The sequence below is a fragment of the Flagellimonas beolgyonensis genome, assembly GCF_003992615.1.
GTDB lineage: Bacteria > Bacteroidota > Bacteroidia > Flavobacteriales > Flavobacteriaceae > Flagellimonas > Flagellimonas beolgyonensis.
The window spans coordinates 372,424-386,500 of the sequence record NZ_RZMY01000003.1; the positions used below are offsets into that span (position 1 = coordinate 372,424).

Consider the following 14,077-nt stretch of genomic DNA (forward strand, 5'->3'; position numbering starts at 1 on the left):
GGTTTCTATACCAATCCTACAACAGATTTTATTGCGCCATAAATTCTCTCCATTTGTTCCCTAGTGGTCACATAAGGGGCCAAAATATAGATGGTATTGCCCAAAGGTCTCAAGAAAACACCACGATCCATAAAATGCTTGAACAGTTTGTCCCTCAAATTCCCGTAACGTTCGGTTTGTACGTTCAAATCCAAGGCATAAATTACACCCAACTGCCGTGTGTTGCTTACTTGTGGATGGTGCTTGATTTCCTCATCGAACTTCCTATGCCACTCCATAATATCCCGAATGTTTTGTTGGATGGCATCGGTCTGGAGCAATTCCAAAGCTGCTAGGGCGGCCGTGCAGGCCAAGGGATTCGCGGTGTAGGTATGTCCGTGGAACAAGCCCTTGGCCACATCATCGCTATAAAACGCCATATACACTTCTTCCGTACAGGTCGTGAGTCCCATAGGGATAAGTCCAGCCGTCAATGCCTTGGACAAACACATGATATCGGGTTTGGTTTCCAGGTAATCCGAAGCAAAGTATTTTCCGGTTTTACCAAATCCGGTCATTACCTCATCGGCAATCAGCAGCACTTCTTGTTTTTTTAACAGCGAAAGTATTTTTTCCAAATGTTCGGCACAGTGCATCTTCATGGCTGCCGCTCCTTGAACCAAAGGTTCATAGATGAAACCGGCAATATTATTTTTTTTCAGGCGCTTTTTCAAATGCTTCAAAAGCTGCTCGATATTTTCCGTGGTGGGTACGGGAATGCGTTCCACATCGATAAAAAATTCCTCAAAAGGCCCGTTATATACCGACAATCCCGAAACCGACATGGCTCCAAAGGTATCCCCATGAAATCCTTCTTCAAAAGCCAGGATCACGTTGCGCTTTTGGTCTTTGTTAAAATGATATTGCAACGCCATTTTAATCGCGACCTCCGTGGACGTGGAACCGTTATCCGAAAAGAACAGTTTTTCCTGATTGTTCGGTAAAACCTCGATGAGTTTTTCTGAAAGTTGAACGGCAGGCTCGTGGGTAAATCCGCTGAAAACAACCTGGTCCAAACGTTGCATTTGATCCATGACCCTTTCCAAAATAAAGGGGTTGCAATGCCCGTACATGCACGTGTACCATGATGAAATCCCGTCTACATATTCTTTGCCATCCTCATCATACAACAAGGCACCTTGTGCCCTTGCAATGCCCAACATTTCTGAATGGGTCTTGTGTTGGGTCAGTGGATGCCAGAGGTGCTTTTTGTCCCGTTCCGATATTCTTTTGTTGGCGGTACTATCGCTCAAAACATTCAAATTTATATCTATATTGCAAAGATGATGATTAATGCCCAAAAAGGAGAAACCGATCGTGCTTAAAAAAATAGGTTCCATCAATTATCAAAAACTGGATTGGAAAACCGTCCTGTTTGTTTTGTGCATGGTGGCCCTTTTTATTCGATTTCCTTTTTTCTTTAGGGATTACATCGACCGGGATGAGAGCACCTTCATCATTATGGGACAATCTTGGGTAGATGGGCATTTGCCCTATACCCAACTTTGGGACTTAAAACCCCCCATTGTCTTTCTCTTTTTTGCCCTCATCATTAAAGTATTTGGAAAGAGCTTTATCGCCATCCGATTTTTCGGCTCCGTGCTGGTTGCATTGACCGCTCTTTTTACCTATGTGATCGCCACCAAGATTACTACCAAAAAAGTTGCGCTGTGGACCGCGGTATTTTGTGTATTCTTTCAAAGTCTGTTTGGAAGTTTACAAGGAGTGATGTCGGAACATATTTGTACGTTCTTCTTTGTTGCAGCATTACTGATTCTTTTTTTAAAAGAGGATGGGAAGTGGTTTTTTACCTCCGGACTTCTTTTGGGACTTTCGGTAATGACAAAACTCAACATGGTCTATCCCGTTTTGGGGGTTGGCATTTTCTTTTTGTGGGAAGGCTTTCATAAAAAACAGCTTTGGATGAATGTCAAGAACCTAATTTTTATGGTAATTGGTTTTTTGACCACCATTCTGATTACCTTATTGCCCTATTATCTCAATGGTCAGCCAGAAATCTGCTGGGAATCCATTTTTAAAGCTCCTTTAGCTTATTCTGATGGAAAATTTCATTCCCCTTTGAAGACATTGCCTTTTGTATTACTCTCGGTCAGTTTTTTTTACATTGCCTACAAAAAACAATTGCTGAATTTTAAAAGCAAACCCATTCAGTTGTTGCTTTTATCTATTGCAGGGGTATTTCTATCATTTGCACAAATTGGGAAAGTCAATGGTCATTACCTCATCCAATTGTATCCCTTGATCCTGATTCCGGTAGCTATGGTGGTTGCCAAATTTCCTCCGTTAAAAAAGAAATACACCGGACTATTGGTGGTTTTCCTATTTTTAATTCCCGTGGAATCCTATTTGGAATATGCCAACATTATTACAAATAAATTGGAAAAGGGTTCTTTTTATAATGGGGAGGGAGTGGATGTGCCACGATATATTACAGACCATCATCTGGAAACCAAAAATATCTTCTTTACCGAGTATCACATAGGGTATTGGTTATTGGATGAAAATCCGCCAACCAAAGCGGCCACCCACCCCAGCAATATAACCCGGGAAGAACTGTTCCCGTACATGCAAAACCCAAGAAAGACCGGATTGGAGGAATTACAATACATCATGGAGGTGATTCAACCCAAAACTTTGGTGACCAGAGATGGCAAAACGGTTTTTGATAAAAAACTGGTGGCTTATAATGCTTATATAGACTCTTATCTTGCAAAACATTATCAATTAACCGCCAAGGTAGGAAACGGACTTATCTACCAAAGATCGCACTAGTATTTTCTCCATGTCTGTAAATTGTAAATAATATATACATACTTATAGCGTTGTAGAATTGGGTTACCATAGTCACCCGCAGCATAATAATATACCCCATCATCATTTGCTTGGCAGGTTTCCCTTCCAATTTTGGAATTCTCTAATACCAAATCTTATATGCTGCGATGGTCAAAAACCTATGGTCTTCTCTTCGTCGGAAAAACTTTTTCACTGTTACCTACATTTTCCTATTGGTATTTTATGCTTTTTCCTTGTTCTTCAACTTAGGTGTCGCCCCCTTTTACAATGAAGAACCCAGAAGATCCATTATAGCCATGGAAATGTTGCACAACCATAATTTTTTGGTGACAACACTTTTCAATGACACCTTCTATGACCATCCCCCCTTGTGGAATGTTGTGCTTGCCGTGAGTGCGAAGATATTTGGATCGGACACCGAGTTTGCTTTCCGATTTCCCTGTGCGCTGTCATTGCTCCTGACAGGGTATGTGGTTTTCTATATGGGGAAAAAATATGTGGGACAATTATTTGGAGTTATTTCAGGCTTTCTATACCTAGTTTCTGTGGACCTATATTTCTTCTTTTCAAACACTGCGGAAATCGATATCTTCTTTTCATTGTTGGTGGTTGTGAGCATGTTGAGCGTTTTTCACTTTTATGAGCAAAAGAGGTATACCTCGCTTTTTTTGGTTGCCTATCTCTTTTGTTTTCTGGGATTTCTTACCAAAGGTGTAGTTGCACTGGTATTCTTGGGTATAACCCTTCTTGTTTTTTTCATGTATAGAAAAGACTCTAAAATAATGTTCCTGCCCATTCACTTTGTAGCAGCCTTTCTATGTCTTGGAGGAATTGTTACATTCTTTTATATCTATGGAAGGTTTGATAACATGGAGGCCTGCATAAAGGGCATGTGGAACATTACAAGGAACAAGTCTTTTCTGGACAAGGAAAACAATGCTTTTATCTCCCATTTTTTTTGGTTTCCTATCAATATGTTGGGAAACCTGTTTCCTACCACTCTGCTGATTTTCTTTCTATTTAAAAAGTCTGTCCTAGTCAAGGTGAAAGAGAACCCATATATAATATTCTTGCTCTTGGTTTTTGCTTCCAACTTTTTGTTGTACTGGATCTCTCCCGGAGCCAAGGCTCGGTATACCTATATGTTCTATCCTATGCTTATCAGTATTCTGACCTACGGATTTTTTGTCTCGGAGAATAAAAATGGCTGGGTCACAAAATTATTCCTTGGGGTATTCCCTTTTATAACATTCATACTTGCCATCGGTTGTTTGGTGCTTCCCTTCATTGATTATTTTAAAATCTTGGAAACACTTTACATTTTCCCCCTTTTGGGCATTACAACCCTCATTTTGTTCAATAAACAACTAAAATGCCATACTATTTGGGGTCGATTGACCCTTGGGTTTATTACTATTATCATGGTCAAGTTTGTATTTTCCCTAACGGTGTACCCATTGAAACAGAAAAGAAGTGCTTCTGCCATATTTAAAGATCATGCAAAGAACATTCTGGAGATTACCAAAGACACTCCCATTTACCTTTATTCAGAACTTGGAGCCTTTGGACATTATGAAATTGGAAAATTTTATATCACAGGAGCCTATTTGGAACTAATGGGTAACCGTCCGCTCAAAAAAACTTCAATCTATGGAAATAGCGGTTACTATATTCTTCATAAGGAAGAGTTGTCTGATCAAGAGGTCTTATATACCATCGATGGTGCTCGGTGCTGCCTTGTACTTATCGAAAATCCAGCAAGGCACTCCGAAACTTGGAAGCATATTCCCGAACCAACTTCTCATCAAAACGAGGCTCCTCATTAATACGTCCCAACAGGGTGACTCCCGTTTTCTTGAGTATAATTTCTTCTGTTGTGGGATGTTCGTCCCCACTGAAGATAATGCCAATTGCAACCCCTTTCTGTTGCAGTTTTTCGATGGTCAGCAACGTATGGTTGATGCTCCCCAAATAATGCCGGGACACCACAATTACTTTGTAATCGGATTGAATCAAATCGAAAATAGTGTCCGTGTCGTTCAGGGGCACCAATAATCCGCCCGCTCCTTCAATGACCAAATTATTCTTGGTGGTAGGCGGAACAATTTTATCCAACTGAATGGAAATTCCATCAATATCCGCAGCAGCATGGGGACTCATCGGGGTTTTTAAGGCATAGCTGTTGGGATGGATCACCGTTCGGTCGTTCGAGATCAGTGCCTCTATTTTATGGCTGTCGGAATAATCGAGATCTCCGGCCTGTATGGGCTTCCAATAGTCGGCCCCAAGGGCTTCCACCACAATGGCGGAGGCCACCGTTTTGCCCACTTCAGTTGAAATTCCAGTGATAAAATACGTCATGGTGTTGGTCTTGTAATAAAATTACACTGCAAACATCGGTACTTGGTGGATTCAAAAAAAGGAAAGAGCTTATAAAAGAAATTCTTTCTGGCATAATAGATCTCGGATCGGGTGGCTTTGCAATTGGGACAAACAATGGGGTTGCCGAATTTATCCGTGGCATAGCCCCGCACTTCATCATAAATCTGTTTTGCCCTATCCCAATCAATGGCATATACCTGCAACCTTACTCCACCCATGGCGCCGCTCAGGGATGGGTCAGAATTCACAGTGGCCTCATCCCGTAAAAACGCGGGGATACCTTCGGCTTCCAACTTGCCTTTAATGATCAAGGCATCGGCAGGAAACTCAAAACTTCCGATGGTATGGAATTCCGTTTTCATGGTTGCAATTCTTTTTTCAATAATAACAAAACTCGTGAAATTTCTTCTGTTGTATTGAAGGAATGCAGGCAAAACCGAAGTCGTTCACTGCCTTCCTTTACCGTTGGGGATAAAATGGGCTTTACCTCAAAACCCTTTTCCTGCAAATGGGCCGATATTTGCTTCACCTTGCCATTTCCCGATACCACCACACATTGAATGGCAGAATTGCTTGCCACAAATGGGTCCGAAATCCCAAGCTTTTTAAACTCTTCTTTAAAAAATCCGATGTTTTCAAAAAGTTGCTTGTTGACAATTGGTCCCATTTGACCCAAAACCTGGTATGCAGCCCGAATAGCTGCAACCGAATGGGGTGATAGGGCGGTGGTATAGATCAAGCTCCGTGCAAAATTGACCAAGTAATCTTTCAATGCTTCACTGCCCAAAATCGAGGCGCCATGACACCCCATGGCCTTCCCAAAAGTGATGAGTCTGGCAAAAACCTTTTCTTCCAGTCCCAAGGCACAAACCATGTCCCTCCCCCCACCAAAAATACCGGTGGCATGGGCTTCATCAATGATCAAGTAGCACGAATGGTCTTCACACAATTTGACCATTGCCGAAAGGTCCGGGGTATCACCATCCATGGAAAAAACCGATTCGGTAACAATATAAATATCCGCATCTTCAGCTGACTGTGCTTGAAGTGACTCGACTCTTCGTTTCAAGTCGCCTACATTGTTATGGGCAAACTTGTACGACTTGGCATGGCCCATTTGAATGCCATCACGTATACTGGCATGTATGAGCTCATCATATAGAACGATATCCCCTCGCTGCGGCACGGCGGAAAAAAAACCGACATTGGCATCATACCCCGAATTGAAGACCAGTGCTGTCTCGGCACGGTGATGGACTGCCAAAAAGGTTTCCAATTCCGTATAACCAGTATGATTACCGGAAAGCAACCGTGAACCCGTTGCGCCGTTAGCATTGTTCGTACTATGCAATAATTCGAGAGTCAAGCTTGCTATGTCATCATTTTGGGCCAATCCCAGATAATCGTTGGAGGAGAAATCAATACGGTCGGTATAAGAGGGTAGCCGTCGAAAGGCATCTTGGGCCAATCGTTCCCTTAATTTGTTTTCCAATTTTGGCGGCAGTTTCTCCATACCACAAAAGTAGTACTTCCTGATTTTAAGCCTATCTTAGAGGTCCATAAATCGAATTGAAAATGAAAATCAAATTCTCCCTATTCCTTTTGTTAACAGCAATGGTTGTTTCTGCCCAAACCAATACCTACACCATTTCCTTTGATAACGCCGTTCATCATGAAGCGGTAATAAAAGCCAGTTTCCCAGAATTGCCCGACGGAGCCGTAACTTTTCAAATGAGCAGGACCTCTCCGGGGCGCTATGCCCTTCATGAATTTGCCAAGAACGTGTATGGTTTAAAGGCTATCGATAGCAAAGGGAACAGCTTGGTTGTTGAACGTCCCAATCCCTATCAATGGGTAGTTTCTGGGCATGATGGCACCATACACATCGAATATATTCTTTTTGCGAACCGCGGCGGAGGCACCTATTCGCAAGTGGATGAGACCCATGCCCATTTAAACATCCCCGCCACTTTTATGTTCTCGCCCTCGTTGAGCGAGCGGAAAATAGAGGTGACTTTCGATGTTCGCGAGGATTTAAATTGGAAAGTGGCCACACAGTTACCCTTGGTTTCAGGCACTACCTATATGGCGCCAAATCTCTATTATTTTATGGACAGCCCAACGGAAATCAGCGATTATATGCTTCGTTCCTTTGAGGTTGATGGAATGCGTGTCAACCTTGCTCTGCACCATAACGGGACGGAGGAAGAAGCCGATACCTATTTTGAAAAAGTGAAAAAAGTGGTGTTGGCAGAGAAGGCTGTTTATGGACAATTGCCATCTTTTGACTATGCTAATTATACCTTTTTGGCCTGTTACATTCCCAACGCCTCCGGTGATGGTATGGAGCATCGCAATTCAACCATTTTGACCAGTACACGCAGCTTGGCCGATGGGGGCATGGAACGAAACATTGGCACTGTTTCCCACGAATTTTTCCACGCTTGGAACGTGGAGCGTATCCGTCCCAAATCGTTGGAACCGTTTGATTTCGAAGCCGCCAACATGAGCGGTGAACTTTGGTTTGCAGAAGGGTTTACCAGCTATTACACGGGCCTTATTTTATGTAGGGCAGGATTGATTACTCCAAAAGAGTACGTGGAAGGATTGGCTGGCACCTTTAATTATGTATGGAACTCCCCCGCTCGACAATTTTTTAATGTGGTGGAGATGAGTTATCAAGCTCCTTTTGTGGATGCCGCTACTTCCGTAGATCCGGTGAACAGGGAAAACACTTTTATCTCCTACTACTCCTACGGAAGTGTTTTAGGGTTGGCATTGGATCTTTCCCTACGTGAAAAAGGACTGAATTTGGACGATTTTATGAAATTGATGTGGGAAACCTATGGAAAAACCGAAGTGCCCTATACCGTAGCGGACATCCATTCCCAATTGAACAATTTTGCGGGTAAAACCTTTGGGGATGATTTCTTCAACAACTATGTCTACAAAAGCGAAATGCCCGATTATAAAAAGCTGCTTCAATCCGTTGGGGTTGTATTGGAACAATCGGGTGATGAGCCCTATTTTGGCGCTTATGTTTCTGTTAAATCGGACGGTACTGCCGTAATTACGAACAATACCAAAATGGGAAGCCCTGCCTATGAAGCTGGCTTGGACAATGGCGATGTAATTTTGAACATCAACGATATTGCCATTCCAGCAGATCAAAACTTTGGGGATTATCTCACACAGTTTGGTTTGGGCGAATCGTTGAACGTCAACTTCACCCGTTTTGGGGTTTCAAAATCCACAACCATGATTCTTACACCAAGTCCTGACTATTCATTCAAGTTGTTGGAAGACAACGAACAGCAACCAACAAAACAAATGTTGGAGGCGCGGAAAGAATGGCTTAAGGTTGAATAGATGATCATATATACCCAAGCCACCAGCGATTGGGAATTGGAACAGATTCTATCGCTACAACAAGAAAACCTGCCCAAAAACATGTCGCCCCAAGAATGCGAACGTGAAGGTTTTTTAACCGTGGAGCATTCCATGGACATTCTTAAGGCCATGAATGACGAATGTGGCCATATCATAGCCGTGGAAGATGGCAAGGTGATTGGTTATGCGCTTTGCATGCATCCCAAATTTGCCAAGGAAATCGAGGTGTTAAAACCGATGTTCCAACAAATAAATACTCTTTTGGACACTCCCAATAGTTCTATGGCGATGGGACAGATCTGTGTTGCCAAAAGCCATAGGGGCCAAGGCGTATTCAGAAACCTATACCTTACCATGCGAAACAGGCTCCCAGAAGGTTTTGATACCATTATCACCGAAGTCGACGGCAAAAACAAAAAATCGTTGGCGGCTCATGCAGCCATAGGGTTTGTTACCCTTAAGGTATATGAATCGGACAACAGGGAATGGCACCTTGTTGCCCTTAAATAAAAAATCCGCTCGTTTGAGCGGATTTTTCTTGTGAATGAATTCGTTTATTTTAGTCGGCCAGTACTATGACCTTGTTGTCTTTCATCTCGACCGTTCCACTGGTAATTTCCAAAACGGTCTCGCCATTGCTTCCTTTGGAAAACTTGTCCTGAAAAGCCTCATCAATAGTGATGTTTCCCTTCACTTTTACCTTTCCTTGCTGTAACAGCGATACAATGGGTGCGTGATTTTCCAACATTTGAAATTCCCCATCAACTCCGGGAACGGTGACCGCGGTCACGTCTCCTGCGAACAACGTGGCTTCCGGTGATACTATTTCCAAATACATATTTATTAGTATTGAGATGTGAGATAGGAGTATTGAGATATATCTAACTTCTCAATACTAGAATCTCAATTCTGTTTTATGCTTCAGCTAACATTTTCTCTCCAGCTTCAATGGCTTCTTCAATGGTACCTTTCAAGTTGAAAGCAGATTCTGGCAGGTGATCCAACTCACCATCCATGATCATGTTAAATCCTTTAATGGTATCCTTGATATCTACCAATACCCCAGGGATACCGGTAAACTGCTCTGCCACGTGGAAAGGTTGTGACAAGAAACGTTGTACACGTCTTGCACGACCTACAGCCAATTTATCTTCTTCGGAAAGTTCTTCCATACCCAAGATGGCGATGATATCCTGAAGCTCTTTATAACGTTGCAACAACTCTTTTACACGTTGGGCACAACCATAGTGCTCCTTACCCAAAATTTCGGGGGTCAAAATCCTGGAAGTGGAATCCAACGGATCCACAGCAGGGTAAATACCCAACTCAGCAATTTTACGTGAAAGTACGGTAGTGGCATCCAAGTGGGCGAAGGTTGTCGCTGGCGCTGGATCCGTCAAGTCATCCGCAGGTACGTAAACCGCCTGCACAGAAGTAATGGAACCTCTTTTGGTTGACGTAATCCTTTCCTGCATGGCACCCATCTCTGTTGCCAAAGTTGGTTGGTAACCCACCGCAGAAGGCATACGACCCAACAATGCGGATACCTCAGATCCTGCCTGGGTGAAACGGAAGATGTTGTCCACGAAGAACAATACGTCTTTACCTTGTCCTTCACCGGAACCATCACGGAAATATTCAGCGATGGTCAAACCAGACAATGCCACACGGGCACGTGCTCCTGGTGGTTCGTTCATCTGACCGAACACGAAGGTCGCCTTGGACTCCTTAAGGGCTTTTTTATCCACTTTGGAAAGATCCCAACCTCCAGCTTCCATGGAGTGCAAGAAATCTTCACCATATTTTATAATGCCTGACTCCAACATCTCACGAAGCAAGTCGTTTCCTTCACGGGTACGCTCACCTACTCCTGCGAATACGGATAGACCACCGTGTCCTTTGGCAATGTTGTTGATCAATTCCTGGATCAATACGGTTTTACCTACCCCGGCACCACCGAACAATCCAATTTTACCACCCTTTGCGTAAGGCTCGATAAGGTCGATAACCTTGATACCGGTAAAAAGTACTTCGGTAGAAGTGGAAAGATCTTCGAATTTTGGTGCTTCCCTATGAATAGGAAGTCCATTGTCACCAGATTTAGGAAGGTTCTCCATACCATCAATGGCATCACCGATTACGTTGAAAAGTCTACCATAAACAGCTTCACCAATAGGCATTTGGATAGGGCTTCCGGTAGCAACTACCTCAACTCCCCTGCTCAATCCATCGGTAGAGTCCATGGATATGGTACGTACGGTATTTTCACCAATATGTGATTGTACCTCCAATACCAATTTGGAACCGTCGGCTTTTGCAATTTCAAGGGAATCGTAAATTCTTGGAATTTCTACCCCTGACTCAAACTCAACATCAATGACCGGGCCTATAATTTGGGCAACCTTACCTGTAACTTTAGACATTAGTGTGTTTATTTTTAATTGAATACGCGGAAAAAAACCCTATTTTTTCCGGCTGCAAAGATATACTATTCCACTTTTATTCAGAAACTGATTCTTGCTTTTTTTCAAATAAAAAAGGCGCTGAAAAAATCAGCGCCTTTTCTTATTGCTTTTTACTGCTTTTTAAGGATTTATGGTCCAAGATAGATAGTAAATGGAACCTATGTTACCAGTACCGATTGCAGTGAAATATTCATCACCCAAAATATTGGATCCACCAGCCTTGAAAACTGACTTGATGGAAGGTACTGAATAATTGATCTGCGCATCCAAAACGGTATAGGCAGGAATTGCACCATCTGCGAAGGAAGCTTCCCAGAAATAACTATCGCTCCATCTGTAGTTCACATTGAAACCAAAATTTTTGAAAAGGGCGGAATTTCCGAAATGTGCCTTTACCTTATGCTTTGGCGTGTTGAAGTTGGTTCTCAAATCAGGAAACAATCCGCGATCAACATCCAACTCGGCAAACGTATAATTTACACCCAAATCGAAGTTTCCAACTTTAGTGTCCACACCAATGGTACCTCCGTAAGAATTGATATCCACATCAGAATTGGTGTAGGTTTGGTACACTTGGTAATCGCCGTTCTGCAAAGCCAATAGTGAAAGCCCTCCGTCGCCTGCTTGCCCATAAAAAGGAACAGCCGTTGTGGTATTGGCCAAGAAATTGCTATAGCTGTTATAATACCCGCTCAAATCAATGGTGAACTTCCCTACTTGGGCCCTATAACCGGCCTCATAAGCTGTAATTTCCTCCGGTTTCACCAAAGGTGTGTTGACCGCTTCTGGAGCTCCAGCCACCAATGAGCTAGTTGAATAAGCATTTTCATAAGCCGCACGACCTACAATCTGTACTGTGGATTGTCCAATAATAGCTTGTCCACTTTGACTTACATTGAAAGTTCTAATATCCCTATCCAAGTTGGCTGGTGCAGAACCAACCAAAATGGCACGACCCGCGTTCAATCCAATGAACAAGTCTTGGGTAGTTGGGTTCCTGAAACCTTGCTGAACCGAAACCCTTAAATTGTGATTGCGCTTTTCACCAGCGGTATAGGCCAATGAAACCCTTGGAGACACAAATCCATCGAAAAACTCATTTTTATCGTAACGGGCAGAACCAGTGAATTTCAAACGGTCGTCCAAAAATTTCTTCTGCAACTGCAAATAAGCACCATATTCATTGTACGAAATCGGTCCATCGATATCCGTAAAGATGGTTCCGTTGGAGTTCAATACATATTCCCTGAAGGAACCTCCAACTTGAAGGTCGGCCCAATTGTCGATCAAATGCGCAAAGTTGTAGTTTCCATTGACATGACGGAATTTGGTCTTATCGATGAACTTGGCACCTGTCAACAAATTACCATCGTTGGTGATTTTATTAAAAGCACTCTGAAACCCGGGTGTGCCCGGAATCAATCGACCAGTATCGGCCGCTTGTCTGGCAGCAACATGGGCATTGGTAGAAGCTTGCTCGGGTGTAAGACCTGCCTGCTGGATACCTCCCAAATACGTTGGGATATAGGTAGAGGCATAATCCGTGAACCATTGCACATCGGATTTCCAGGCCCTGTTGATGTTGATAGCGGCAAAACGTGTATCATAAGCATCGCCAGAGTTTTCAGAAACAATATAGCCTCTCAAGAAGAAGTTCTTGTTCTTGATTTCCAGTTTATGTTGTTGCATGGTAAACCCACTCACCGCATATCTGTTGGCTCCTTGGTAAATGGTGGTACCACGACCAATCCTACTGTTCAAAATAATTTCAAAATCATTGGCAAAAGGACGGAAATGGACCGCAAAGTCGGACTTCACACTTTCTGCCCCGTAATCGGCCAAATCCGCTTCATTGTAACCGGTTCTGGAAACAACAGCACTACCCACAGTACCGGTTGGCAAACCGGCAGCGGCATCAAAGTTCAATGTTGTGGACACTTCGTCCCCATACACGTTCAAACCATCATAGGCTGGATTGCTCCTATCTGCACCAGGATTGTTCAAATCATCGGTTCTGTTGGCATGCCAATCCTCACCGGTCAATACGGAAAGGTTTGCTTTCACGGCCAATTTATCGCTAAAGGCATAGGCAGCCCTCACCCCAAAATCCTTATAAAAATTGCTTCCTGCCGCATCCTGTACCGTTACCCCACCTTTGGCGTAGGCACTGATTCCTTGGAAATCGAATGGGTTTTTACTGTTCATGAACAGAATTCCGTTGAAGGCACCCGCTCCATAAAGGGCAGAAGACGCACCTGGCAAAATCTCCACACTTTGTACATCCAGTTCGGACATCCCCACCAAGTTACCCAAAACGAAGTTCAGACCTGGGGCCGTGTTGTCCATACCATCCACCAACTGTAAAAAACGGTTGTTGGCGAAAGTGGCAAAACCTCTGGTGTTGATGGATTGAAAGGTTAAACTGTTGGTGTTGATATCCACCCCTTTTAAATTTTGCAGTCCACCATAAAAGGATTCCGCAGTGGTATTTTTGATTTCTTTCAGACCAAAACGCTCTACCGATACCGGGGATTCGAAAATTCGCTCGGGCGTACGGGAAGCAGAAATTACGATTTCATCCAAGAGGGTGGATGCTTCCTGCAATGTAATGGATAGGGTCTGGTTATTGGATGTCACATTGGCCACAAAATCGGAAAAACCGATACTTGTAAACCTTAGTTGGAAAGGCGGCCTTTCCGAAGTATTAAAGGTAAAGTTACCATCAAAGTCCGTTGTGGTCCCCTCAGCTTTACCGACCAAGACCACATTTGCCCCTGGAATAGGTTCATTATTTGCATCAACTACTTTTCCCTGAACGGTGGTCTGCGCAGTGGCAACCATCCCGATCAGCATCAGGGAAATAAACATAAGTCTTTTCATTGGCTCTGAATTTGAGTTAATTTAGTTATATGTACATGTTAAGCATCGTTGGCGGAAGATACATTTTTTTTCATTTGGATAATACAAAAATGAAAAAAATTATGCAT

The 14,077-nt window shown here is 43.1% G+C and carries 11 protein-coding genes; 4 read left to right on the top strand and 7 right to left on the bottom strand.

Annotated features, from left to right (window positions below):
• Window positions 1-5: 5 nt before the first annotated feature.
• Complete coding sequence (bioA, locus tag EO131_RS02580) at window positions 6-1,292, bottom strand: adenosylmethionine--8-amino-7-oxononanoate transaminase (protein WP_241243779.1); 1,287 nt, start codon at window positions 1,290-1,292, stop codon at window positions 6-8.
• A gap of 40 nt (window positions 1,293-1,332) precedes the next feature.
• Here bioA and EO131_RS02585 point away from each other — a divergent pair, with 40 nt between their 5' ends.
• Both EO131_RS02585 and EO131_RS02590 read left to right on the top strand, forming a co-directional pair.
• The gene (locus EO131_RS02585) at window positions 1,333-2,832 is read left to right on the top strand and encodes an ArnT family glycosyltransferase (RefSeq protein ID WP_127018778.1); all 1,500 of its coding nucleotides are present in this window, start codon (window positions 1,333-1,335) and stop codon (window positions 2,830-2,832) included.
• A 167-nt stretch (window positions 2,833-2,999) separates the two neighbouring features.
• Window positions 3,000-4,679 carry an ArnT family glycosyltransferase gene (locus EO131_RS02590; RefSeq protein ID WP_127018779.1) on the top strand — a complete coding sequence of 560 codons (1,680 nt, stop codon included), beginning with the start codon at window positions 3,000-3,002 and terminating at the stop codon, window positions 4,677-4,679.
• On the opposite strand, the gene bioD is transcribed toward EO131_RS02590, so the two are convergent.
• Genes bioD through EO131_RS02605 form a run of 3 tightly spaced genes read right to left on the bottom strand, consistent with a single transcriptional unit; the run spans window position 4,597 to window position 6,748 of the window.
• On the bottom strand, window positions 4,597-5,214 hold the full coding sequence (bioD, locus tag EO131_RS02595; protein ID WP_127018780.1) for a dethiobiotin synthase: 618 nt from the start codon (window positions 5,212-5,214) through the stop codon (window positions 4,597-4,599). The genes EO131_RS02590 and bioD overlap by 83 nt on opposite strands.
• Window positions 5,211-5,597, bottom strand: a complete 387-nt coding sequence (locus tag EO131_RS02600; RefSeq protein ID WP_127018781.1) for a putative signal transducing protein — start codon at window positions 5,595-5,597, stop codon at window positions 5,211-5,213. Before EO131_RS02600 ends, bioD begins: the two co-directional genes overlap by 4 nt.
• Window positions 5,594-6,748 (bottom strand): aminotransferase class I/II-fold pyridoxal phosphate-dependent enzyme, encoded by a 1,155-nt coding sequence (locus EO131_RS02605; RefSeq protein WP_127018782.1) that lies wholly within the window; start codon window positions 6,746-6,748, stop codon window positions 5,594-5,596. Before EO131_RS02605 ends, EO131_RS02600 begins: the two co-directional genes overlap by 4 nt.
• Window positions 6,749-6,810: 62 nt before the next feature.
• Between EO131_RS02605 and EO131_RS02610 the strand changes: the two genes are divergently transcribed.
• Together EO131_RS02610 and EO131_RS02615 are read left to right on the top strand one after the other, a co-directional pair.
• Window positions 6,811-8,604, top strand: coding sequence for a M61 family metallopeptidase (locus tag EO131_RS02610; RefSeq protein ID WP_127018783.1), 1,794 nt, complete (start codon window positions 6,811-6,813; stop codon window positions 8,602-8,604).
• On the top strand, window positions 8,605-9,135 hold the full coding sequence (locus tag EO131_RS02615; RefSeq protein WP_127018784.1) for a GNAT family N-acetyltransferase: 531 nt from the start codon (window positions 8,605-8,607) through the stop codon (window positions 9,133-9,135). It begins immediately after the preceding gene.
• Between the two features lie 49 nt (window positions 9,136-9,184).
• Here the strand turns inward: EO131_RS02615 and EO131_RS02620 are convergent, their stop codons facing one another.
• The 3 genes from EO131_RS02620 to EO131_RS02630 all read right to left on the bottom strand — a co-directional run bounded on the left by EO131_RS02620 (window position 9,185) and on the right by EO131_RS02630 (window position 13,970).
• Complete coding sequence (locus tag EO131_RS02620) at window positions 9,185-9,463, bottom strand: F0F1 ATP synthase subunit delta/epsilon (RefSeq protein ID WP_127018785.1); 279 nt, start codon at window positions 9,461-9,463, stop codon at window positions 9,185-9,187.
• Between the two features lie 76 nt (window positions 9,464-9,539).
• On the bottom strand, window positions 9,540-11,048 hold the full coding sequence (gene atpD, locus EO131_RS02625; protein WP_127018786.1) for a F0F1 ATP synthase subunit beta: 1,509 nt from the start codon (window positions 11,046-11,048) through the stop codon (window positions 9,540-9,542).
• Window positions 11,049-11,210: 162 nt separating this feature from the next.
• A complete protein-coding gene (locus EO131_RS02630; RefSeq protein WP_127018787.1) occupies window positions 11,211-13,970 on the bottom strand; it encodes a TonB-dependent receptor in 2,760 nt (919 codons plus the stop codon).
• Window positions 13,971-14,077: the final 107 nt, after the last annotated feature.

Excerpts from the sequence above, each read along its gene's own strand:
- bioD (WP_127018780.1), bottom strand. The coding sequence starts at position 5,214 with ATGACGTATTTTATCACTGGAATTTCAACTGAAGTGGGCAAAACGGTG.
- EO131_RS02605 (WP_127018782.1), bottom strand. The coding sequence starts at position 6,748 with ATGGAGAAACTGCCGCCAAAATTGGAAAACAAATTAAGGGAACGATTG.
- EO131_RS02600 (WP_127018781.1), bottom strand. The coding sequence starts at position 5,597 with ATGAAAACGGAATTCCATACCATCGGAAGTTTTGAGTTTCCTGCCGAT.
- atpD (WP_127018786.1), bottom strand. The coding sequence starts at position 11,048 with ATGTCTAAAGTTACAGGTAAGGTTGCCCAAATTATAGGCCCGGTCATT.
- EO131_RS02630 (WP_127018787.1), bottom strand. The coding sequence starts at position 13,970 with ATGAAAAGACTTATGTTTATTTCCCTGATGCTGATCGGGATGGTTGCC.
- EO131_RS02615 (WP_127018784.1), top strand. The coding sequence starts at position 8,605 with ATGATCATATATACCCAAGCCACCAGCGATTGGGAATTGGAACAGATT.
- EO131_RS02610 (WP_127018783.1), top strand. The coding sequence starts at position 6,811 with ATGAAAATCAAATTCTCCCTATTCCTTTTGTTAACAGCAATGGTTGTT.
- EO131_RS02585 (WP_127018778.1), top strand. The coding sequence starts at position 1,333 with ATGCCCAAAAAGGAGAAACCGATCGTGCTTAAAAAAATAGGTTCCATC.
- EO131_RS02620 (WP_127018785.1), bottom strand. The coding sequence starts at position 9,463 with ATGTATTTGGAAATAGTATCACCGGAAGCCACGTTGTTCGCAGGAGAC.
- EO131_RS02590 (WP_127018779.1), top strand. The coding sequence starts at position 3,000 with ATGGTCAAAAACCTATGGTCTTCTCTTCGTCGGAAAAACTTTTTCACT.